24 protein-coding genes are annotated in these 20,341 nt (G+C 42.6%); 14 read left to right on the top strand and 10 right to left on the bottom strand.

Annotated elements, in window-relative coordinates:
• The first annotated feature begins 38 nt into the window (after positions 1-38).
• From K6Y31_RS09930 to K6Y31_RS09920, 3 genes are all read left to right on the top strand, one after another.
• A complete protein-coding gene (locus K6Y31_RS09930) occupies positions 39-440 on the top strand; it encodes a fumarate reductase subunit C (RefSeq protein WP_233052628.1) in 402 nt (133 codons plus the stop codon).
• Between the two features lie 8 nt (positions 441-448).
• Positions 449-826 (top strand): fumarate reductase subunit FrdD, encoded by a 378-nt coding sequence (gene frdD / locus K6Y31_RS09925; RefSeq protein ID WP_233052627.1) that lies wholly within the window; start codon positions 449-451, stop codon positions 824-826.
• Between the two features lie 228 nt (positions 827-1,054).
• Positions 1,055-1,801, top strand: a complete 747-nt coding sequence (locus tag K6Y31_RS09920) for a GAF domain-containing protein (RefSeq protein WP_233052626.1) — start codon at positions 1,055-1,057, stop codon at positions 1,799-1,801.
• A gap of 73 nt (positions 1,802-1,874) precedes the next feature.
• On the opposite strand, the gene efp is transcribed toward K6Y31_RS09920, so the two are convergent.
• A complete protein-coding gene (efp, locus tag K6Y31_RS09915) occupies positions 1,875-2,441 on the bottom strand; it encodes an elongation factor P (RefSeq protein ID WP_232801397.1) in 567 nt (188 codons plus the stop codon).
• Positions 2,442-2,472: 31 nt separating this feature from the next.
• On the opposite strand from efp, the gene epmB reads away from it, so the two are divergent.
• Complete coding sequence (gene epmB, locus K6Y31_RS09910; RefSeq protein WP_233052625.1) at positions 2,473-3,495, top strand: EF-P beta-lysylation protein EpmB; 1,023 nt, start codon at positions 2,473-2,475, stop codon at positions 3,493-3,495.
• Positions 3,496-3,581: 86 nt separating this feature from the next.
• Here epmB and K6Y31_RS09905 read toward each other — a convergent pair whose 3' ends face one another.
• Entirely contained in the window at positions 3,582-3,770 is a 189-nt protein-coding gene (locus tag K6Y31_RS09905) for a hypothetical protein (RefSeq protein ID WP_233052624.1), read from the bottom strand.
• 147 nt (positions 3,771-3,917) lie between these two features.
• On the opposite strand from K6Y31_RS09905, the gene K6Y31_RS09900 reads away from it, so the two are divergent.
• Positions 3,918-4,238, top strand: coding sequence for a hypothetical protein (locus K6Y31_RS09900; RefSeq protein ID WP_233052623.1), 321 nt, complete (start codon positions 3,918-3,920; stop codon positions 4,236-4,238).
• 48 nt (positions 4,239-4,286) lie between these two features.
• On the opposite strand, the gene K6Y31_RS09895 is transcribed toward K6Y31_RS09900, so the two are convergent.
• Positions 4,287-4,943, bottom strand: a complete 657-nt coding sequence (locus K6Y31_RS09895) for a PilZ domain-containing protein (RefSeq protein ID WP_233052622.1) — start codon at positions 4,941-4,943, stop codon at positions 4,287-4,289.
• A 23-nt stretch (positions 4,944-4,966) separates the two neighbouring features.
• Positions 4,967-5,473 (bottom strand): DUF3087 family protein, encoded by a 507-nt coding sequence (locus tag K6Y31_RS09890; protein WP_233052621.1) that lies wholly within the window; start codon positions 5,471-5,473, stop codon positions 4,967-4,969.
• A 319-nt stretch (positions 5,474-5,792) separates the two neighbouring features.
• Here K6Y31_RS09890 and rluA point away from each other — a divergent pair, with 319 nt between their 5' ends.
• The 4 genes from rluA to K6Y31_RS09870 all read left to right on the top strand — a co-directional run bounded on the left by rluA (position 5,793) and on the right by K6Y31_RS09870 (position 8,718).
• Complete coding sequence (gene rluA, locus K6Y31_RS09885; RefSeq protein WP_233052620.1) at positions 5,793-6,449, top strand: bifunctional tRNA pseudouridine(32) synthase/23S rRNA pseudouridine(746) synthase RluA; 657 nt, start codon at positions 5,793-5,795, stop codon at positions 6,447-6,449.
• Positions 6,450-6,580: 131 nt separating this feature from the next.
• Positions 6,581-7,351: a substrate-binding periplasmic protein gene (locus K6Y31_RS09880; RefSeq protein ID WP_233052619.1), complete on the top strand. Its 771-nt coding sequence runs from the start codon at positions 6,581-6,583 to the stop codon at positions 7,349-7,351.
• A gap of 97 nt (positions 7,352-7,448) precedes the next feature.
• Entirely contained in the window at positions 7,449-8,096 is a 648-nt protein-coding gene (locus K6Y31_RS09875) for a YkgJ family cysteine cluster protein (protein WP_233052618.1), read from the top strand.
• Positions 8,097-8,355: 259 nt separating this feature from the next.
• Positions 8,356-8,718, top strand: coding sequence for a DUF2799 domain-containing protein (locus tag K6Y31_RS09870; protein WP_233052617.1), 363 nt, complete (start codon positions 8,356-8,358; stop codon positions 8,716-8,718).
• A gap of 81 nt (positions 8,719-8,799) precedes the next feature.
• Here the strand turns inward: K6Y31_RS09870 and K6Y31_RS09865 are convergent, their stop codons facing one another.
• Both K6Y31_RS09865 and K6Y31_RS09860 read right to left on the bottom strand, forming a co-directional pair.
• Positions 8,800-8,970, bottom strand: a complete 171-nt coding sequence (locus K6Y31_RS09865) for a hypothetical protein (protein ID WP_233052616.1) — start codon at positions 8,968-8,970, stop codon at positions 8,800-8,802.
• A gap of 179 nt (positions 8,971-9,149) precedes the next feature.
• On the bottom strand, positions 9,150-10,229 hold the full coding sequence (locus tag K6Y31_RS09860; protein ID WP_233052615.1) for a beta-N-acetylglucosaminidase domain-containing protein: 1,080 nt from the start codon (positions 10,227-10,229) through the stop codon (positions 9,150-9,152).
• A 149-nt stretch (positions 10,230-10,378) separates the two neighbouring features.
• Here K6Y31_RS09860 and K6Y31_RS09855 point away from each other — a divergent pair, with 149 nt between their 5' ends.
• The 3 genes from K6Y31_RS09855 to K6Y31_RS09845 all read left to right on the top strand — a co-directional run bounded on the left by K6Y31_RS09855 (position 10,379) and on the right by K6Y31_RS09845 (position 13,397).
• Complete coding sequence (locus K6Y31_RS09855) at positions 10,379-11,311, top strand: DNA/RNA non-specific endonuclease (RefSeq protein ID WP_233052614.1); 933 nt, start codon at positions 10,379-10,381, stop codon at positions 11,309-11,311.
• Between the two features lie 129 nt (positions 11,312-11,440).
• Complete coding sequence (gene hutG / locus K6Y31_RS09850; protein ID WP_233052613.1) at positions 11,441-12,376, top strand: formimidoylglutamase; 936 nt, start codon at positions 11,441-11,443, stop codon at positions 12,374-12,376.
• A 427-nt stretch (positions 12,377-12,803) separates the two neighbouring features.
• Positions 12,804-13,397: a superinfection exclusion B family protein gene (locus K6Y31_RS09845; RefSeq protein WP_233052612.1), complete on the top strand. Its 594-nt coding sequence runs from the start codon at positions 12,804-12,806 to the stop codon at positions 13,395-13,397.
• 68 nt (positions 13,398-13,465) lie between these two features.
• Here the strand turns inward: K6Y31_RS09845 and K6Y31_RS09840 are convergent, their stop codons facing one another.
• Together K6Y31_RS09840 and K6Y31_RS09835 are read right to left on the bottom strand one after the other, a co-directional pair.
• The gene (locus K6Y31_RS09840) at positions 13,466-15,394 is read right to left on the bottom strand and encodes a hybrid-cluster NAD(P)-dependent oxidoreductase (RefSeq protein WP_233052611.1); all 1,929 of its coding nucleotides are present in this window, start codon (positions 15,392-15,394) and stop codon (positions 13,466-13,468) included.
• Positions 15,395-15,462: 68 nt separating this feature from the next.
• Complete coding sequence (locus K6Y31_RS09835) at positions 15,463-15,921, bottom strand: methylglyoxal synthase (protein ID WP_233052684.1); 459 nt, start codon at positions 15,919-15,921, stop codon at positions 15,463-15,465.
• 272 nt (positions 15,922-16,193) lie between these two features.
• Between K6Y31_RS09835 and K6Y31_RS09830 the strand changes: the two genes are divergently transcribed.
• Both K6Y31_RS09830 and aroG read left to right on the top strand, forming a co-directional pair.
• Positions 16,194-16,679 (top strand): hypothetical protein, encoded by a 486-nt coding sequence (locus tag K6Y31_RS09830; RefSeq protein ID WP_233052610.1) that lies wholly within the window; start codon positions 16,194-16,196, stop codon positions 16,677-16,679.
• Positions 16,680-16,811: 132 nt separating this feature from the next.
• Positions 16,812-17,867 (top strand): 3-deoxy-7-phosphoheptulonate synthase AroG, encoded by a 1,056-nt coding sequence (gene aroG / locus K6Y31_RS09825; protein ID WP_233052609.1) that lies wholly within the window; start codon positions 16,812-16,814, stop codon positions 17,865-17,867.
• 331 nt (positions 17,868-18,198) lie between these two features.
• Here aroG and K6Y31_RS09820 read toward each other — a convergent pair whose 3' ends face one another.
• The gene (locus K6Y31_RS09820) at positions 18,199-19,380 is read right to left on the bottom strand and encodes a cystathionine beta-lyase (RefSeq protein WP_233052608.1); all 1,182 of its coding nucleotides are present in this window, start codon (positions 19,378-19,380) and stop codon (positions 18,199-18,201) included.
• Between the two features lie 196 nt (positions 19,381-19,576).
• Complete coding sequence (locus K6Y31_RS09815) at positions 19,577-20,287, bottom strand: DUF3581 domain-containing protein (protein WP_233052607.1); 711 nt, start codon at positions 20,285-20,287, stop codon at positions 19,577-19,579.
• Between the last annotated feature and the right edge of the window lie 54 nt (positions 20,288-20,341).

Raw genomic sequence — 20,341 nt, 5'->3', positions numbered from 1 at the left:
AGCCGTTGTTAGTTCGTCCAAGTTAAGGAGCGCGGTATATGAATAATCCAGCAAGTAAAAGAAAACCCTATCAGCGCGAACTGCCCGTGGATTGGTGGTTGAAACATGCTTTTTATACTAAGTATATGATCCGTGAAGGGACCAGTATCGCCATCACTATTTACAGTTGCATTTTGGCTTGGGGCTTATTGCGATTATCCCAAGGACCAGAGGCATGGCAAGGATGGCTTGACGCGCTACAACACCCTATTGCCATCTTATTTCATATCATCGCGTTAGGCTTAGCCTTGTATCACACCGTGACTTGGTTTGACTTAGCCCCTAAAGCTGCTGATATCTGGCTTAAAGGAAAAAAGCTAGATGATAAATTCATCGTTATCGGTCATTACGCAGGCTTTGTCTTAGCAAGCTTGGCCGCTCTGATAATTATTACGCTATAGGAGGCGTTATGAGTCATACCGATTCAACTAAATTAAAGCGCTCTCACGAGCCCGTATTTTGGGGATTATTTGGCGCTGGTGGCATGCTCACGGCCTTTTTAACACCAGTAATGATACTAATTACCGGTATTTTAGTACCATTAGCTATTATTAGCCCAGAAGCACTTAGCTATGAGCGTGTACATGGTTTTGCTACTTCTTGGTACGGTGCGGCTATTTTATTGGTACTGATCGCACTACCACTCTGGCATACGCTACATCGTATTTTTCATGGCTTACATGATATAGGCGTTAAGCGAGGGCGAGATTGGCAACAAGTAATCTGTTATGGCGCCGCTTTTGCTGTATCAGTTTTTGTCTTTACCTTGCTACTTCAGATGCTTTAATTAACATAAAGCTCAATTGCAGTATTTTATACAGTAAAGTCCGGCGCTTTGGGCTTTACTGTCGTACTTATCATATCAAGCTAAAACCCTAAACAACTGTTTATAAAACACTTATTAAACATTAATTTAATTTAATCTATATTCGTAAGTTTTTTTGCGCTAAAAACTAAGCAACTTTGTTTTTAGCGTATATGCTATTGAGAGTGGCCAATAAGTAGTAGTGAAATTATGAATGATTCTCAAGCAAATGTTTTTACTTTTAACGTTAAGGCGGACTCAACGCAAGACGCCCTTGCAGAGCCGCAATCTCAAATGACTCAACGCTTAAGTGCACTTTACGAAATATCTGAACTTGGTAAAACAGCATTGCCATTAAGCCAGGTATTTTTCGCTTTTCATCAAGCAATAAAAAAAGCTCTGTATGCCGATAACATGTTATTGGCATTGTATAACGCTGAAAGAAGCCATATTCATATTCCATATTTCGTTGATCAAGCAGATGAAAATGTCGAACTACCAGGCTTAACACCTGCGCGTGAATTTATTGAATCTACCTTAGTCGGGTATATTTTTCGTCGTAAGCAAGCTTTTTTAGCAGACAGCGAAAAGCTACAAAGATTGAAAGAGTCCGGTGCTATCACCTTTCGTGGTACGCAAAGTGAGAGCTGGCTAGGTTTGCCTTTAGTATTTCAAGATGAACTACTTGGCGTGCTAGTGCTGCAAAGTTATGACCCCACCAAGCTGTATAAAAATGAGGATTTAGAATTTTTAACACACGCAGGCAATCAGCTTGCAGCTGTACTCGGTTATCAACTGGCGCAAACGTCACATAATAGTTATGTTGAGCAACTAGAAGATTTAATCGATTGGCAAATTGATGAGATAAAACACATTAGTAAGAAAGCACTCAAGTTAGAGGCTTTTCAAAAAGCAGAAACGAGTCCGAGAGCGATGAAGCAAAAAGTAACACATTAGCTCTAGTTTGTAGGCTATTACAAAATCATTAAAAAAAGCGGAAACATTCCGCTTTTTTTGTCTCATTAAGAAATTACTTAACTCGACCTACGTATTCGGCCGAACGCGTATCAACTTTAATCACTTCACCAATCTGAATAAACAAAGGAACACGAACAACGGCACCAGTGGCCAGAGTGGCTGGCTTGCCACCCGTTCCAGCAGTATCGCCTTTCAGGCCTGGATCGGTTTCGGTCACTTCAATCTCAACGAAGTTAGGCGGGGTAACTGCAATCGGATTATCATTCCATGTGGTAATCGTACAAATGTCTTGCTCAATTAACCATTTCCCTTGATCACCTACCGCTTTCGCATCTGCTGCGACTTGCTCAAACGTGTCATTGTTCATGAAATGCCAAAACTCACCATCGTTGTATAGGTAAGCTAGGTCATAATCCATCACGTCAGCCGCTTCTACCGACTCACCTGATTTAAAGGTTTTCTCTAATACTTTACCTGAAAGTAAACGACGGATACGCACGCGGTTAAAGGCTTGGCCTTTACCGGGCTTTACAAATTCGTTTTCGATGATGGCACATGGCTCGTTATCGAGCATTATTTTTAGGCCGCTGCGAAAATCACTGGTACTATATGTTGCCATTTTTTCCTCTTAGCAAAATCGAGTTACGCAAATGCCGCAAATAATAACCCGAAATGACCTCCCTGTGCAGGGGCATTGGCAAAAAGAACTGGCAAATGCGATCAAAACCCCCTCTGAATTGATCAAAATCCTAAATTTGAACGAAAAGGATTTCATCGAGGGCTTCATTGCACGCCAATCTTTCCCAATGTTAGTGCCATTGCCCTTTGTCAAAAAAATGCAAGTGGGTGATAAACACGATCCACTACTGCGTCAAGTGCTGCCTCTCAAAGAGGAATTACTAGAAGTAGAAGGATTTGGTCCTGATCCCCTTGAAGAGCACAATACTGCCGCACCCGGGTTGCTGCACAAATACAAAAGCCGGGTACTGTTTATTGTTAAAGGTGGCTGTGCCGTGAATTGCCGTTATTGCTTTCGCCGCCACTTTCCTTATCAGGACAACAGCCCGAATAAAAATGAATGGCACACAGCGCTCGATTATATTCGCCAGCATACTGAAATTAACGAAGTCATTCTTAGCGGTGGCGATCCCCTCATGGCCAAAGACGAGCACCTTGACTGGCTGTTAACCCAATTAGAGCGGATCCCCCACCTTACTCGGGTACGATTACACACTCGACTCCCCGTGGTGATCCCAAGTCGTTTAACCGATGCATTACTGAGCCGGCTACAACAGAGCTCTTTAAAGGCGATAATGGTATTGCATATAAACCATGCTAATGAGTTAGATCAAGCGCTCACAGCGGCGCTACAACGTACAAGGCGCTATGGCATTACCCTGCTAAACCAAAGTGTACTGTTAAAAGGCATCAATGATACTAGCGCTGACTTAATTAACTTAAGCGAAGCTTTATTTGCAGCAGATGTCTTGCCTTATTACCTTCATCAATTGGACAAGGTAGCAGGTGCCGCGCATTTTGAAGTGGATGAACAGCAAGCGAAACAGCTAGTGAAAGCCATGTTGCATGAACTACCAGGTTTTCTAGTGCCGAAGTTGGTTCGCGAGATAGCAGGTGAAAAAAGTAAAACGCCGTTGGATTTGTTCCATCCCTAGTGATGGGCTCATTCCTTGGTAAAAATCATAAAAAAAACGCGCTAATAAAGCGCGTTTTTTATGAAGCAGAGATCTCATAGCAATAACTAGACCTGAATATTAATATTCTGGCCAATAGAGCTTGATGGATCCGGTTTTGGTGCAGAGCTTGGTGATCCCGCCGTTGCTGACTGGATCAACTGCAACGCCTGCTGCCCTTCAGCTTGCTGCTGTTTCTTACCAATGGCTGCCTGCCATGCTTCTTGGCCTAAACCAGAATTTCCTGATACTTGCATATCGCCTCCCAATCACTATGCGAATTTGCTAGCTGACCTAAAAATATACGACCAAGTATTAAAACTGATCACCCATTTTAGTTGCTCATTCAGCTTACCGTTACTTAAGTATATACTAAGAACATTACTAACGGCTTAATGTATATTATGACACACGAACAAATTTTAAACAGCTTGAAAGAAAATATTCAGCTAATTTATCGCCAATCTGTTGATGCAGACCAGTCTATTGAGGCGCTTAAAGAGCAGGATAAAGCCAATTTCATAGCAATATTTGGCGACAATACTCCATTTACCACGCGCTCTGCGCGGTTTTTAGTTCATGTAGAAGAGCTCGCTGCCGATTTATTGGCACTGCAACAAAGCAACTCGAATGAAGAATTTGAACGTGATTTACCTCGTTTAGTGAAAAAGATTGAGCTTATGTTCAAAACCTTACAAAACTTTAAACAAGGCCTGCGTGGATAAGGTGGGCAGCGCCCCATGTCCCGGGGCGCTGATAATTATTTGCCGCGATTACACTTCATCTAAGCTAACGAGCATCTTCTCAAAAAGTTTTTCTATATTCTGACTCGCTGTTTGATCTAGTTTGATTCCTACCGACCACAGCCCCGATTCTTCTTTTTGATTACACACCACGCCCAACAGCTTGAACAATTCACTTTTATTGGCATTTTCAACCATAATTGTCATTTGCTGCCCCTTAAAAGCCGCATTTTGCACCGGATCGGCCAATCGCACTCGACAGCCATGCACCGAAATGTCGAGTAACTGACCCGCCATCATTTGCGTGCCGCAACGCACCTTAGCTAACAATTTTGTTGCCATACGCCGCTCAGCTCGCAGTGGTTGCTGCTGCACCATTTTTGGATAAGAAGCCACTAACATTTTAATTGGCCGAGTCACTGTGGGTAGAATTTGACACTTAAAGGCCACCACCGAGCCTAGCTCATCTTCCGCTAATACCCGGACGATTAACTCATACCCTTCTCTGAGTACATCATATTTATCTCCCCAACGACTAGGATCAGGGTATTGCAGTAACAAAAAATCACCCGCTTGATAACCAATTAATGGCAACTTCATTTTTGAACGAACGCCGGCTGGCGTTACGGCTTCAACATGAAGCATCATTCCGGGGCGGAGAAAAGCGAGATCATCAGTTTGCGTCATGCCATGATTCCATCATATAAGGCTTAAAATTCTTTTAGCATGTCCCGTGAGTATGCATCGGTCTTGAGTTCATAATTGAATTGCTGTGCTAACTTATCAAGTTCATTCATCAACGGACGTAAATCATCTAAAGTAATGGTGTTATCATCCAATTGCCAAAGCTGCTGTGAACCTTGATAGGAAAAATGCAGCGCTAACATTGCATGGTAATTCCCTTGCTGCGCCGCTTGTTGCACTTTACGTAAACGTCGGTTAATTAAATTAAGCTCCTGCTTTAAGTCCCAGACATACATTATTTCATGCATATAGGGATGAGTTCTAAAGTGACGAAGCAGTTGCAGAACGAGTCCCCCGCCTAAGACAACCCCTGTTAAATTTAGCATAAAGTGGGTTTCAGAGCCGTCGGAAAAAAAGTAAATTAAAGCTGTTGAAATAGACAACGCAGACACGGTCAGCACCACTATACATGCAATGATCACCCGGTTTAGTCGATGGCGATATTGAGCCTTATTTATATCCGTTAATATCATTATTTATTCCTTAGGTTTCAGCGGCATTATTTTAGAGTTTGAGTGAGAAAGCAACAAGCCTACCCTGCACCAACGCAAACAATAACTCACCTGATTAGCCTTCGTTTCATCTTTACGCACTTTAAGCCTGCACATTTAGCTTACCGAGCACTTACAAAGCGATGTCCAATACTTCATAACAGGAAATATAAGCCACTTTACTTATGCCGATTTCTGATTGACATAGCCAATAAAGGCGTAAAAAACCAGCTGGCTTTTTTGCGCAATTGACGATGAAAGGTTATCCTAGCGCCACTTTTTTCTGGAACCCTTTACCATTATGGCAATGTTGCACTATACCCCTCCTACCGACCCTTGGTTAGATATTTTATTTCAAGATCGCGACATCATAGTGGTGAATAAACCAAGTGGATTACTGTCAGTGCCTGGGCGCGACCCGAATCACAGTGATAGCACTTGGCGCCGCGTACAGGAACAGTTTCCTGATGCACAAATTGTTCATCGTTTAGATATGGCGACATCGGGTGTGATGGTTCTCGCCATGCACAAAGAAGCTGAGCGCAACTTAAAAATGCAGTTTATGAACCGAGAAACAGAAAAGGTTTATTACGCGCGGGTTTGGGGGCACTTAGCAGAGAAAGCAGGAGAAGTTGATTTTCCTTTAATTTGTGATTGGCCAAACCGCCCCAAACAAATCGTTTGCTACGAAAACGGTAAGGCGTCAAAAACCTTCTTTGAAGTTGAAAGTGAAGACCAGCACAGCAGTCTAGTAAAATTAACGCCCATTACCGGTCGTACTCATCAACTTAGGGTGCATATGCAAGCTATCGGCCATCCTATTTTAGGCGATTATTTTTATGCCACACCAGAAGCATTAGCGATGTCTGAACGTCTGCTACTGCATGCAACATGGCTTAAAATAAAACACCCAAGAACTCATCAAAGCATGGAATTTAGTTGTGAACACGGATTTTAAAGCCGTATAGAGCCAAGCAATATAAAGAGGTATGTTAACGAGAGTTGCCTGGCTAGAAATATCCTCTTTAGCTTGATGTAATTTTCGTTATAATTCTTTATTCTGCTTTTTTTAGGCTAGGCTATCAAACCATGATTTGGCTTCGACGACTGCTATTAATATTGACGATTGTCCCCAGCTTCACTCAAGCTGAATTAACCATCCTAACGTCCCATGAACCACCGATGAACTTTGAACAGCATGGCAAAATGGACGGCATTACCACTGACTATGTGAAACTGCTAATGAAGCACGTGGAGACGCCAAGCGAAATTCAAATAGCACCTTGGGCCCGAGTGCTTGAGGCAGGAATGCAGCAGCGTAATACATTAATTTTCAGTGCTGAGCGCAACCCTCAACGCGAGGAGCATTTCTACTGGATAGGACCAGTGATGGCAAAGCGCTGGTATTTTATTGCACGAGATACAACACAATTCCCTTACCAGCAACTGGCACAATATAAAGAAGTAGATAACATTGGTGTATTACGCGCCGACAATCGCGAAACATGGTTAAAAGCCCAAGGTTTTAGCAACGGCTATCCGGTTAGCAATCTAGAGCAAGCCTACAAAATGCTGATGTCTGAACGCTTAGACTTAGTGCTAACGGGCGATATTGAGCATGCCTACATGCTTTCACACCACCCCGAATATCGCTCTTTAGTGACCGTGTTTTATGTTACTACCGCTTATAGCTACTTAGCGTTTTCACGCAACACCGACCCGGCCATTTTAAAACAATGGCAGAATGCTTTTGAGCAGCAAAAACACAGTCTCGATTTAAAGCAAATTCAACAACGTTGGAGTCAAAAACTAGACCGAGAGTTACAGCTAAACAACGGCATGTTTGAGTTCAGTAATTAATACCGAAATGAGGCATCGTAATATCCACATTTTAAAGAGGGACTTTAACGGTTAAAAAGAGCTTACCATTAATCTGTTGTAAAAGTTGTAGATTAAAATGAATGCTGCTTTATATCGAGACCATATCATCGCCCTCCAATCTTGCTACTCGCAGGCTAAATCGAACACGAACCAGCTAGCCAAATTAGCTGCATTACAAACTGCACAGCTGAGTAAAAAAATGTCTCAGCATACTGAAATAGCCTGTAAGAAAGGCTGTTCAACATGCTGCAACATAAGAGTCCTTGCTTTTCCACATGAAATAATTGGAATATATTTTTACATAAAAACCGAACTAAGTGGCGAACAAAGTGAAACGCTTGTTACCCGAATTAAATCAACTGCAGCAATACTCAACAGCATCACAACCGAGCAACATGACACAACCAATATAGAGTGCCCCTTGCTACTTAATGACGCTTGCTCAGTTTACCCTGTCAGATCCCTTGCTTGCGCTGGCTATCATTCCACATCGCTTTCTCAATGCCAAAAATCTTACTCCGATCCGACAGACTTAACCGGCTTTATTCCACAAGTTAGAGAGATACAGAGCGAGCAAGAGAGTTTAACCAAGGCCGCTTATCAAGTGCTTCATCAAAACAAAGAGCCATTAAAAAAAGTAGAGCTGGTTAGCTCCTTGGCTAAGTTATTGGATTCACCTACGCTGATCAATAAATGGCGCAAGGGAAGAAATATATTCACATAAGCGTCATTGACGAAGCGCATTTTTCATTAGGCCTTGAGCATTTTTCGCAAGTAATCAATGTGCATAGAAGTGATACAAATAGTGTTTATTAGTAATCCAAGCATATCCACCAAGCGTATGCTTGTTATATCCGGTTAACTAGGGCTGACCTAGCTAACTAAATTGAGCATAGTCTTGGTTATCAGTTATTGTCTTAGTCGCCGGTTAAGCCTAAAGTGAAATTGATGAAATAACGCTTGCTCTTCTCGAGGAGGACAAAATGAGATTAGTAATTACACTATTTACTATCGGCTTACTGAGTGCCTGTGCAAACACAGAGCAGCAAAACCTTGCAACTCAAAATAACTGGTACAAAGTTGGCACGATTGACGGCCAACAAGGGCATTCAGAAAAGTCAGCTAACGATCTGAAAAAATTAGCTAACTTAGGCGAAATAAACTTAGCTGACTATAAGAAAGGCTATGAAGAGGGATTAGATAGCTATTGCGAATTATCTAATGCTTATGTTCTTGGCGTCACAAGGCAATATTATCAAGGCGTTTGTGAAGACCGCCCCAACGGCTGGAAATTTCGCGAAAACTGGATCAGCGGTAGACATTCAACCGCTGCAGGTATGATGTAATTATGACCAAAATCAAACGTATGACTACAATGGCCGATTGAGTCAAACTAATAAAAAAGCCAGTTTAAAACTGGCTTTTTGTTAGAATGATTTGTCGTCACCCTCGGCATATTTCTTTTGGCGCCTTTTCTCGCGCTCTAGGTTTGCTTGAATTTTTTCTTTCTTTTTACGTTTATGATCAGCAGCATCGTGAAATTCTGCATCATCATAATCGTCATCATAATCGTCGTCGTTAATGAATGTTTTACCCATTACCTAAGGCTCCAATATCAATTGCAGGGCAATAAATAACGTTAGCCCGCATTGAAATAAAGTGAATATTTTTCACCCTGATGAAAAATAATTTTTTACTCAAAAAGATTGGCCTGAATTAGCGCCGACATCGTTAGAAATAAAGCACACAAAACCATATTAATCAAATAATTAACATATTACTCTTGGATCCAAAGCTGAGTTTTATTAGCATCAAATTCAAATTCTTTATTCAACCAACCTAGAACCTCTTGTGCCATTGGATGATCAAACTGGCCATATTGTGACTTCAATGTCTCAACTTCTGTATCGGATAATTGCTTAAACCCTCGATCAGCAAAAGTGGCGATATCATTAAGTAACTGACTGGCTAATGCGCTTGGTGCTAGCTCTGATAATGCTTGGCGCAAGGCTAAATTTGGCTCATATTGGTCACCTTCAGCGTATAAACGCGGCAAGCTATGTAAGGCAATCTTGGATAGCTGTGCTTGATTCATCGGGTTAACAAAATGACCTCGGGTCAACGTTGGCATACTCGCCAATCGATCTTGAAAAGCACGCATAAACAAATAGTGCCAATTTTTCATATCATTAACCGGATAATTATCCCAGATCACAGGTTGTCGGCCTAACTGCTCGGCGACACGTATTAAGTGCTCAGGTGGGTAAGATACCGACCAAACACTTGGCCCGGTCCAAAAGACATCAAATTTAGCGTCAAGCTGTAAGCCAAGATTTTCCAAATAGTCATGCGGTTTAGCGCCAAAAATGCGCTCTAACACGGGATCATCAGAATAGTAGGTTGGACACATGATGATTTCCTGTGCTTGGCTTTGCTGAGCAATAAAATCACAAATTTCAGCTTGATTAATGGCCAGATCAGGTATGTCACCACGCATGTCATCAAATAAAATACAAAGTATATCTGCACCGATAGCATTTATTTCAGCCATCTTAATGGTAAGCGCTTGACGCGTGCTCTGGTTCCAATGCTGATAAACTTCATATGGGCTCAGTGCGATACCAAATTTAAGCCCCGCCTGTTGATAGCAAGCGGCCAATTGTTTTAAATGATTAAACTCCTGAGCAGTCCAAGGTTGCTGCCACTCTTCGCGTAATTTAAGGTCATATTTAGGACCGTAAATATAAGCGCCGTAACCTTGCTTCAATAAAAAATCGCTATACTGCTCGCGTGTTTGCCAAGACCAAGGTTTGCCATAAAACCCTTCAATCACGCCGAGATTAAACCCTTGTTGCATTATCGTATCCCTCGCTATTCATTTCCTTCAGCATAAAGCAAAAAGTAATGGAAATCTAAGGGGCTAGCTCACAGGTTATCCTTATGAGCTGGCACATACTCGGACTTACGCCTAAATTAATAACAAAAGACTCAATATAAGCGGTATTTATGCGAAGACTACTCATCATCAGTTTGTCCAGTTTGTTGCTCGCTTGCCAATCAAGTAATACGCCCCTAGAAGGCTCCCAAGCAGCAAATATAGATTCAGAGTCATTCATCACCTGTTCAACAAACCATATGCCTAGTCAACCAGATCAAGTGATCTGCCGCGATGGCTATAGCGTTGGCTTTAACTATCTAAACGGGGTTGCAGACTGGGTAAGCTACACCTTAACCCCTGAAAGTATCTCAGGCTTTGCAACCGTCGAATCATTTAGTCGCGATGCTTCATTGCCACTTGCGGTCCAAGTGGCATCAGCAGACTATATCGGCTCGGGCTATGACCGCGGCCATTTAGCGCCAGCAGCGTCTATGGACTTCTCTGTTGCATCTGCCAAACAGTCTTATTTAATGAGTAATATTGCCCCGCAACGGCCCGAGTTTAATCGTCAAGGCTGGGCTGAGCTCGAAGCATGGGAGCGTCAATGTACCCAGCAGCTGGGCAGCTTAAAGGTAGTGACTGGTCCAATTTACAACAGAGAAGATAACCTCTGGATTAATAATAAGGTACGTATTCCCTCCGCCTATTTTAAGGCTTATTTAGCACCGCAGGCAGCAAACACCAGTATGGCCTTTATTATGCCCCATCAAGGCTTCTCGCTATCAGAAATCCATCAGTTTCAAGTCACTGTTGCTCAATTAGAGCAACACTCTCACTTATCCCTATTTCAACAATACAACACCAATAAACAAGCACTACATAGCTTGTGTCAATTAACGGATAAAGCAGAGCCAAATATCGAAACGTTTAGCTGCCAAGATAAATATTACTGCAACCAAATGACAAGCTGCCAAGAAGCGCAGTTTTATCTTAATAGTTGCGGCGTTGATCGACTCGATAATGACGGTGATGGATTGGCTTGTGAGTCCCTCTGTTTTTAAACCGGGTTGAAAAACATTTGGGACAGTTCACAGTTGTATTATTTTTGTTCATTTTGGCCTGTATTCTAGGTTTTAGTTGAGCCTAAATGTGCCACACTGAAACCTGCTAACATATTGAGACATATAACAATGACAAACATATCTTCCCCTCTCTGGCTAGGCAAACAAGACCGTGAAGAAAGTGAGCTAGCGCTTCGCTGGCACAACAAGGTAACCAAACTGGCCCCAGACGATACACCTGGCACCTGCTTAGTTGGTTTCCCTTGTGATTTAGGTGTTCGTAAAAGTAAAGGTCGACACGGCGCAGCAAAAGGTCCGGAGGCCATCCGCCGCGCCCTTGCTAATCTAGCTTGGCACTTAGAAACACCTGTCTATGATGCTGGCAACTTAGATTGTGAGTGGTTTGAACTGGCAAAAGCGCAGCAAGATTTGGGGGTGATGGTGGGTAATATACTCACTCAAGGTCACTTTCCTATTATTTTGGGCGGCGGCCAAGAACTAGCTTACGGTGGCTATCAAGGACTAGAGCAACATATTGATGCCGGAAAGAAAATTGGCGTAATTAATTTTGATACCCATTTTGATATTCGCAGCGATCAAGACGGCGGCTCATCAGGTAGTCAGTTCTTTCAAATTATGAAACGGGCCAACGAGCAACAACGTCAATTAAGCTACCTTTGTTTAGGTGTTAGCAAAATAAGTAATAGCCAAGCCCTGTTTGCTCGCGCCAACGAGCACCAAGTGCAATATAAATACGATACCGATTTACACTGGAACAACATAGACACAATTAAAGCCGGGGTTCGCTCGTTTATCAGCGAAGTTGATGCCATTTACATCAGCATCGACTTAGCCGTATTGCCCGCCTACATTGCGCCAGGAGTGAGTGCCCCAGCGGCCTATGGCATGCCTTTAGAGCTACTTGAGCACCTGCTTATTACCATCAAGAAAAATGCCGGAGACAAATTGAAGTTAGCCGATATATGTGAATACAACCCCAACTTTGATCAAGACAGTTGCACGGCTAATGTAGCGGCACGCTTAATCAGCCAACTGGCAAAATAAACAGCTCGGGTAAGGATAATGTCATATAACCCGCTTAAGATAGGCAAGCTTAATTTAGACTTAGCGAACTTAGCTTATGTGGGTTGGAAAATTGGTTTCATATCCTAGACGGAACCTAGATTTCAGTGAAGGCGTAGTGATTAGTTATGATGTCAAATCTGGATTAGTTTCAATTAGAGACTTTTCCGGCGAATTTTGGCGCGGCCAATTGCACCTTATTTCATTGTTGTAACATCGCTTCTGGAACATAACAAAACCTCTTCAAGCACAAGCGGCAAGTTAAACAAATATTCTTTGTTGTGGCTGCCGCTTTTTCTTACCATCACGCCTAATCATCCTTGGCATCATTTTTGCTTTACATTATCCAGTAAAAGAATAGAGAGTTCACGCTAGTGTTAATTCTTATTGGGTAAACAGGGGATGTCACATGAAACAAATCATCACGCAATTTTCAATGAATGTACAAATCAGCTTACTAATGGCCTGGTTATTACTTGCAAGCATATTTATTGTGTTGCTGCCTGATGGACTAGCGCAAACATTGAACATGCTGGCGCTGCGCAGCCAGCTCAGTCCCTACTTAAGCGTAGCCATTATTGTTAGCGCCTCATACTTCATTGCTAAGCTACTGTTATTCATACACTTTAGATTAACCCACAGAACCGAACAGGAAGAACAAAATAAGCGCATGATGAGCATGATCAAACGCTTAGATTTTGAAGAAAAGGCCGTACTACGTGAATACATTATCCAACGTAAAAACATGTTGTCGCTGCCACTAAATGAGCCAGCAGTGGCGAATTTATTGGAAGCTGGGGTATTAGTGCCCGCCTTATCCACCCAAGAAATAAACGGTGAACGCCGCATTGTGAAATTATCAATCAACTTAGCTGCCCGACCTTTATTAACCCATAAACTACTGGGACTACCACAAGGCAAGATGACAGAAGCTGAAGTAGAGCTATTAAAGTCTGCGCGTCCTGAATATGCCCGTCAAAATTTTATCGGCATGCGCAGCTAAACCCTTCTTCCTCTGTTATATAGCCAAAAAGGCGTCACTTTCGACGCCTTTTTGACATTTATACCCAATCAAGTTTGTCCTATCACCAGATCAGACTGCGGTACGCAACTACAAGCAAGCACCACACCTGCTTCAATTTCATCAGGCGTCAAAGCTGAATCACTTAGTCGCCTTACTTCACCGGAATGTAATTGCACTTTGCAGGCGCCACACATACCGCCACGACAAGAAAAAGGCAAGCTCAATCCTGCTTGTTCCGCCTGCTCTAATAATGTCAGTTGATTATCGCCTTCAACATACGTATCCCAACTATCAAACAAAATATTGACCTGTTTTTTGCTGCCACCAAAACTGGCTTTCTGACCGAAGCTTTCATCAAAATACTGCGCTTCGGGTAAACCTAACTGCAGTAATGATTGTTTTATTTGCTCCATAAACATATTGGGGCCGCAAACAAAGGTCGTACGCTCAGAGAGATCGGAGACAGTGGCTAATGCAGCTTGGTTTATGTGTCCGTAATGTAACTCAGCTTTTGACCCAGCTATTTCTTGATGGGAATCGTGTTGAGTTTCACGGCTCAAAAAGTAATGAATAGAGAGTTTAGGAAGCAACGAGCTAAAGAAATTAAGCTCTTGGTAAGCAATTAAGTCTTTTACCGTTTTCGCGCCATGGATAAACACAATATCCCGCGCTTGATGTTGATCGGTGATTGCTCTGAGCATGGCCAATATAGGCGTTATACCCACGCCAGCTGAAATCAATAGTAGAGGCGCTTCAGGCAAAGCCTTTTGTAGGTGAAAACTGCCAGCAGGCGCTATTGCACTAATACTATCACCAACAGTTAAATGATCATGAAGCCAAGATGACACCATTCCATCGGACAGTTTTTTCACGGTGATGCTCAATAAATCAGGGCGAGTTGGTGTTGACGATAAGGTATAAGTACGCTTATAAGGTTTATTATTTATTACCACCTCAATATTGATGTACTGGCCCGCTAAATAACTAAACCTTGGGAGGGTTGGGCAGCTAAAGCGAAAGGTTTTTACATCATGACTTTCTTCCGTTACTGCAACGCACAGCAATGACTTAGCCTGTTGCTTTGGCCAGTCAAGCCGATCATCAACATTGCTGATTTCACGCACCTTAGGGGCATGATTAACATATTCAATTGGCTGATGATATTCCAGCACTTCAACCGTATCAAACACCGAAATTTTACCACTGTTTAGCGCCACCAAGTTTTGGCCAAAATATACCTGTCCATCTTCCCCTTTACGGTACTTTTGCAACGTATTCAAGGGCTCATTAACAGGACTTTTTTCTCCTGTGAGTGGGTCTAAGGTGGTAAAAACACAGCGAGAACAAGGCTTAACTAAAGCAAATTTCACTTCACCTATTTGAATCACCTTCCAACTGTCTTCCGCAAATGCACTGCAACCTTTGACCACTAAGTTAGGTCGAAACTGATCCATCAGCACAGTTTCATCAGCGCGTTCATTCAAATCGGCCAATGACGCTTCTGAAATCAGTAATAATGGATAGCCATCAGCAAAGCTGACTTGGGTTTGATGACCAGAAACAAAGCGTTCACTTTGTTCGCCAAAAAATAATAACCGGCAAGGCTGGTCTAAATAGTCACTAAACCAAGTGTCATAGTTTTTATGACACCACTGCCCTTGTACTGTTGTGCCCCAAATTTCTACCTCGGCATACAAATGACCAAATTCATTTTTATTTATTTCAAGGGCAGGCATGCCTGGCGCGCGTACATGAAAACCATCTTCACTAATAGCACTATGCACTAAGGCTAACCGTGGATGAGTGCGTGCGGTGATAAACTTCCCTTTGTTGTCTACTAACACAAAGCGCCGGTCAAAAATAAGACCTTTTTCTTCAACAAAAGAGTGATTTAAATGAATACCTGCAGTCGATTTTATCGGGAATATGGTTATCTGACTGAGTTGCGGTGACGTAGCGGTAGTTTGAGAAGTCATCAGACCTTCCTTAATCAATTTCTAAGGCGGGAGACTAAGCCAGCAAAGCTGGCTTGGATAAAGCGCGATTACTGAGTTCGCTCAGCTAAATAGCCAGCATAATCCGGAATTTCAATCTCACACGGATTATTCATAAACTCTGAATTCATTAAAAAGTTAGCGCTGGATTTATTGGTTGCACAAGGGATGTTCCACACGGCGGCTAAGCGCAATAATGCTTTTACATCCGGGTCATGTGGGACAGCGTTGAGGGGGTCCCAGAAAAAGATCATCACATCAATTTCTCCTTCAGCAATCAGCGCACCTAATTGCTGGTCGCCGCCCATTGGCCCCGACAATAAACATTTAACGGGCAGGCCTACTTCTTTACTCAACAAAGTCCCTGTGGTGCCTGTAGCAAATAAGTGATGTAACTTAAGTTGCTCAGCTTTTTTAGTTGCCCATGCTAATAAATCCGCTTTTTTATGATCATGAGCAACAAGAGCAATGCGTTTGTTGCTCGCCATAGTTCGAGTGGTATAGTTCACCATTAACTCCTTGCGACAGCCTAGCACTCTGAGAGTTTAGCTGTTTCGTTATTTATTTATGGAACCCTGCTAACAAGCTTTCATTCTATGATTAACTCGCTACCAACAAATGGTTCCGCTTTTATATTTGCTTGATACAAATCAATTTACCCGTGAATAGTCAAAACATCTAGTGCTTGTCACGCTAAGTTCGCTCAAATTGTGCTAAAACAATTTTTCTTTGATGTGATTGTCGCAAAATGCCAATCCACTAACCGTGTTTAGAGTGTGCAATGATAAAAAGTAACCAGCTATTAGTGCAAACCTTAGAGCAGCTTCCTCAGTTGTTTATCGCTAACCCTGACATTAAACTAATGGGGTTGTGGATAGATGAAAGTAAAACCCCCCATTTACTTCATGCGCTATACCTCGAAAAAGATGATATTTCCGAAGAGCTGCCCTATCGCGCGCAACTCGCTATTGGAGAGTGGGATAATACAGACAACAGCGAAGAGTTCTTTATTGAAGCCTTAACCGCATCACGCTTAGCGGAAAAACTGAAAAGTTTTATCGATCCTGAGAAATTTGTTTTTTTTGAAGTACCTAAAAGTATTACCATCGATGTGGTCAACATGTATCCCGATCCGATGATGTACAAATTGTTTCCTGAATTAGGCGAATTTGATGCCACATTAGAGCAACAAGACTTAGCGTTAGCGCGAAAACAAGCAAGCCAAATCCTAAGTAATTTGCTCGAACGATCAGAACTGACTATTTAAGCTAAAAATAAGCATAAACAGTCTTTAAATCTATCAGCTAAATTTGCGCCAGATAGGTGAAGGCTGGTACATTATCTAGCCAAAGGGATAAGAGTTGCCGATGTACTCGGCCAAAACTAACGAGTGAATATTATGCAGTACCAAACGGATGACCTTCGCATTCGCGAAACCAAAGAACTTTTACCACCAATTGCCGTATTAGAGAAATATCCAGCAACAGAAAAAGTGTCTGCGACTGTATATCAAGGACGAGCTGCGATTCAAAATATTCTCAACGATCAAGACGATCGCTTAGTTGTTGTCATTGGTCCTTGCTCAATTCACGATACCCAAGCAGCGGTTGAATATGGTAAAAAACTACTAACATTACGCGAAGAATTAAAAGATAACCTAGAAATTGTGATGCGTGTTTATTTTGAAAAACCACGTACCACCGTTGGCTGGAAAGGGCTAATTAATGACCCGTACATGAACGACAGCTTCCAAATCAATGATGGTTTACGTATTGGCCGTAAATTACTACTTGATTTAAACGAACTTGGCATGCCAACAGCAAGCGAATTTTTAGACATGATTTCACCACAGTATGTCGGTGATTTAATGTCTTGGGGTGCCATTGGCGCACGCACAACTGAGTCTCAAGTCCATCGTGAACTGTCTTCTGGCTTATCTTGCCCAGTCGGTTTCAAAAACGGTACCGATGGCACCATTAAAGTCGCGATTGACGCCATTGGCTCAGCCAGTGCACCGCATCACTTTTTATCTGTTACTAAGTTTGGCCACTCAGCGATTGTCTCCACGACAGGTAACCCTGATTGCCATATCATTTTACGCGGTGGTAAAGAGCCTAACTACAGCGCCCAGCATGTTGAAGCTATCTGCAATGACTTGGCGAAAGCAGGGTTACCAGAAAAAGCCATGATCGACTTCAGCCATGCCAACTCAAGTAAGCAGTATAAAAAGCAGCTTGAAGTGTCTACCGACGTTGCAGGTCAGATCGCAGCAGGTAATAAAGCAATATTTGGCGTGATGATTGAGAGCCATCTTGTCGAAGGTCGCCAAGATCTGGTTGACGGCAAAGCGGCAACCTATGGCCAAAGCATTACTGATGCTTGTATTGGTTGGGATGACACAGAAACCGTATTGCGCCAATTAGCGGATGCTGTTGCAACCCGTCGTAACGCCTAAATATCACCCTATTTAGTCATACAAAAAAGCCAGTTGAGTTTACCTTAACTGGCTTTTTTATTTAATTAGAGTTATATCGAAAAACAAAAACCGCTTAAATAGATATATCTAGGAAATCCCCAATGGTACGTTTGGCTACCACTAACGATAATAGCGTCTCCAACACACCTAAAGGAGACGATATGCAAAGCTTAAATTTGTTTTTTCTATGTCTGCAAATAGGCTTTGTCGGCGCAACCAGTTTCAGTATTTGGATGCTTTGGCGGTTTTTAAAGCGGCTTTGAACCACCTTGCTGCAAATAACAACAAGGCAGACAGTTGATCAGTTCGGCTAACCTTTCGCTAAAACTTGGTTAAAACGGGCGAATCCTTGCTCTAAATCCGCAATCAAGTCGTCAGGATCTTCCAAGCCAACATGTACCCGCATTAATGGCCCCGCAGCTCGCCACTGGGTAACACTACGTAAGCCTTGCACGTTATTAACGGCAAGAATTAAACTTTCAAATCCCCCCCATGAATAACCCATTTTAAAGTGATGCATGCCATCTAACAGTGCAGTCAACGCTTCGTCATTACCGCGATTTAGCACAAAAGAAAACAGGCCATTACTGCCGGAAAAATCACGCTTAAAAAATTCATGGCCGGGACAAGTAGCAAACGCTGGATGGCGAATATGATCCACTTCCTCGCGTTGCGCTAACCAATTTGCCACTTTCAGCGCATTTTCTTGATGTTGACGCATACGAACGCCGATTGTGCGCAGGCCCCGCATCGCCAAATAGATATCGTCTGGAGAGGTACACTGGCCCATAATATAGCTATTCTCACGCAGCTGTGGCCAGTGCGCCGCATTGGCTGTCGCCGTGCCCATCATCACATCGGAATGACCGACGATATATTTGGTGGCGGCTTGGATACTAATATCAACACCATGAGCAAAGGGGTCAAAGTTGAGAGGTGAAGCCCAAGTATTATCGAGCATCACGGTGATATCGCTCTCATGGGCGATACGCGCCAGCGTTGGCACATCTTGCACCTCCATGGTCAGTGAGCCCGGTGATTCCAAAAACAATACACGCGTATTAGGTTGAATTAAGTCACGAATACCTTCGCCAATCATAGGATCGTAGTAGGTAGTACTTACACCCAAGTTAGCCAGCATCTTGCCACAAAAATCACGGGTTGGCTCATACGCAGTGTCGACCATTAAAATATGATCGCCCGATTTAACAAAAGACAAAATAGCATTGCTGATAGCGGCAGTGCCCGATGGATATAAAGCGCAACCGACACCACCTTCCATTTCAACCATCGCTTCTTGAAAAGCAAAAGAAGTATCTGTGCCACGACGGCCATAAAACATCACTTGATTTGCTCGATTGCGTGTAGCGTGTTTCATTTCAGCAACGGAATCAAATACAACCGTAGAAGCGCGCACGAGTGGTGGATTGACCACCCCTTTAGTCCATTTTTTGGCTCTGCCAGCAGAGATTATCTTGGTATCTTTTTTCATTTACTTAGCCAATCCTTCGAGAAATAAAAACTATTCTCGCATTTTTTATCCCAGCTGCCAAAGTTCACAACCAAGGGATGGCAATAATCAGTAAGAAGCGCAATATCATAGCAAAGGAATTTAGCCGATTTCGATGTGATAAACCGACAAGGAGAAAGGAGGTTGCTCAACTGCACAAGTCAGTTGAGCCAAGTAATTAGATTTCGTAACTTTCACGACTGGCTAAATATTCAACACAAAATGCGTCAATGGCCGCTTTATCAAACTCACGCAGACCACTTAATACCATTTTCTTTGACCCTGTACCGACAACTTCGTCACCGGATTTCACATCGAAAATAAGATAGGCAACTCCACGCTTACCATTAACTTCTAACTTACTCTCAGCCAGCTCTAATTGCGGCGGTTGCGAAAAATTAACATGTGATAGGTTAAATTCCATGCTCTCATAAATAACCAATGGCCGTTCGGGGTTAAGCATGACATTGTGTTCGGCCATTAAAGGTACCAATATATGAGGGAAGTTATGACCAGAAAATTCAACATAGTTTCGCGCCATCGCTTCAATCACTGCAGCATCACTATTAATCGCCCCTTCACGCTCAACGCCAAGGTAAACCTTATCTTTATCATCGGTCACGTTAAACTGATTTTCAGTGGTATCAGGGAAGTTTAACCACACATCCTTGCCAACCATGCCAGCAAAGCTAAACGCCATGCGCTGACTTAATCCGTATTTCGCCAATACCATTGAAAACAGCAAATCGCCAGGCACACAGAATCGCTTGTTAGTCGGGTCGTGTAGTGGATTAAAATCACCAGCAACACCTTTAGCAAAATGACTAGCCTGTTCAGGTGTGATCAAAACTTGTTTATTGTTCTCGGTAAAAAATTCGGATAAAAACATCGAAATGACACTGCCTTGTACTGGTAAAAAACAAAAAATAATAGTCAAACTATT

This window comes from Motilimonas cestriensis, assembly GCF_021295315.1.
GTDB classification, from domain to species: domain Bacteria; phylum Pseudomonadota; class Gammaproteobacteria; order Enterobacterales; family CBDFNC01; genus Motilimonas; species Motilimonas cestriensis.
Note: the sequence above shows the minus strand (reverse complement) of the source record. Positions and strands in the feature narration are given on the sequence as shown.

Bases quoted from the DNA above. Each gene is read 5' to 3' on its own strand.
- K6Y31_RS09840 (WP_233052611.1), bottom strand. From the start codon at position 15,394: ATGACTTCTCAAACTACCGCTACGTCACCGCAACTCAGTCAGATAACC.
- K6Y31_RS09920 (WP_233052626.1), top strand. From the start codon at position 1,055: ATGAATGATTCTCAAGCAAATGTTTTTACTTTTAACGTTAAGGCGGAC.
- K6Y31_RS09860 (WP_233052615.1), bottom strand. From the start codon at position 10,229: ATGCAACAAGGGTTTAATCTCGGCGTGATTGAAGGGTTTTATGGCAAA.
- K6Y31_RS09930 (WP_233052628.1), top strand. From the start codon at position 39: ATGAATAATCCAGCAAGTAAAAGAAAACCCTATCAGCGCGAACTGCCC.
- K6Y31_RS09855 (WP_233052614.1), top strand. From the start codon at position 10,379: ATGCGAAGACTACTCATCATCAGTTTGTCCAGTTTGTTGCTCGCTTGC.
- efp (WP_232801397.1), bottom strand. From the start codon at position 2,441: ATGGCAACATATAGTACCAGTGATTTTCGCAGCGGCCTAAAAATAATG.
- aroG (WP_233052609.1), top strand. From the start codon at position 16,812: ATGCAGTACCAAACGGATGACCTTCGCATTCGCGAAACCAAAGAACTT.
- K6Y31_RS09880 (WP_233052619.1), top strand. From the start codon at position 6,581: ATGATTTGGCTTCGACGACTGCTATTAATATTGACGATTGTCCCCAGC.
- K6Y31_RS09820 (WP_233052608.1), bottom strand. From the start codon at position 19,380: ATGAAAAAAGATACCAAGATAATCTCTGCTGGCAGAGCCAAAAAATGG.
- K6Y31_RS09900 (WP_233052623.1), top strand. From the start codon at position 3,918: ATGACACACGAACAAATTTTAAACAGCTTGAAAGAAAATATTCAGCTA.
- K6Y31_RS09870 (WP_233052617.1), top strand. From the start codon at position 8,356: ATGAGATTAGTAATTACACTATTTACTATCGGCTTACTGAGTGCCTGT.
- hutG (WP_233052613.1), top strand. From the start codon at position 11,441: ATGACAAACATATCTTCCCCTCTCTGGCTAGGCAAACAAGACCGTGAA.
- K6Y31_RS09890 (WP_233052621.1), bottom strand. From the start codon at position 5,473: ATGATATTAACGGATATAAATAAGGCTCAATATCGCCATCGACTAAAC.
- epmB (WP_233052625.1), top strand. From the start codon at position 2,473: ATGCCGCAAATAATAACCCGAAATGACCTCCCTGTGCAGGGGCATTGG.
- K6Y31_RS09845 (WP_233052612.1), top strand. From the start codon at position 12,804: ATGAAACAAATCATCACGCAATTTTCAATGAATGTACAAATCAGCTTA.
- frdD (WP_233052627.1), top strand. From the start codon at position 449: ATGAGTCATACCGATTCAACTAAATTAAAGCGCTCTCACGAGCCCGTA.
- K6Y31_RS09905 (WP_233052624.1), bottom strand. From the start codon at position 3,770: ATGCAAGTATCAGGAAATTCTGGTTTAGGCCAAGAAGCATGGCAGGCA.
- rluA (WP_233052620.1), top strand. From the start codon at position 5,793: ATGGCAATGTTGCACTATACCCCTCCTACCGACCCTTGGTTAGATATT.
- K6Y31_RS09815 (WP_233052607.1), bottom strand. From the start codon at position 20,287: ATGTTTTTATCCGAATTTTTTACCGAGAACAATAAACAAGTTTTGATC.
- K6Y31_RS09830 (WP_233052610.1), top strand. From the start codon at position 16,194: ATGATAAAAAGTAACCAGCTATTAGTGCAAACCTTAGAGCAGCTTCCT.
- K6Y31_RS09895 (WP_233052622.1), bottom strand. From the start codon at position 4,943: ATGACGCAAACTGATGATCTCGCTTTTCTCCGCCCCGGAATGATGCTT.
- K6Y31_RS09875 (WP_233052618.1), top strand. From the start codon at position 7,449: ATGAATGCTGCTTTATATCGAGACCATATCATCGCCCTCCAATCTTGC.
- K6Y31_RS09865 (WP_233052616.1), bottom strand. From the start codon at position 8,970: ATGGGTAAAACATTCATTAACGACGACGATTATGATGACGATTATGAT.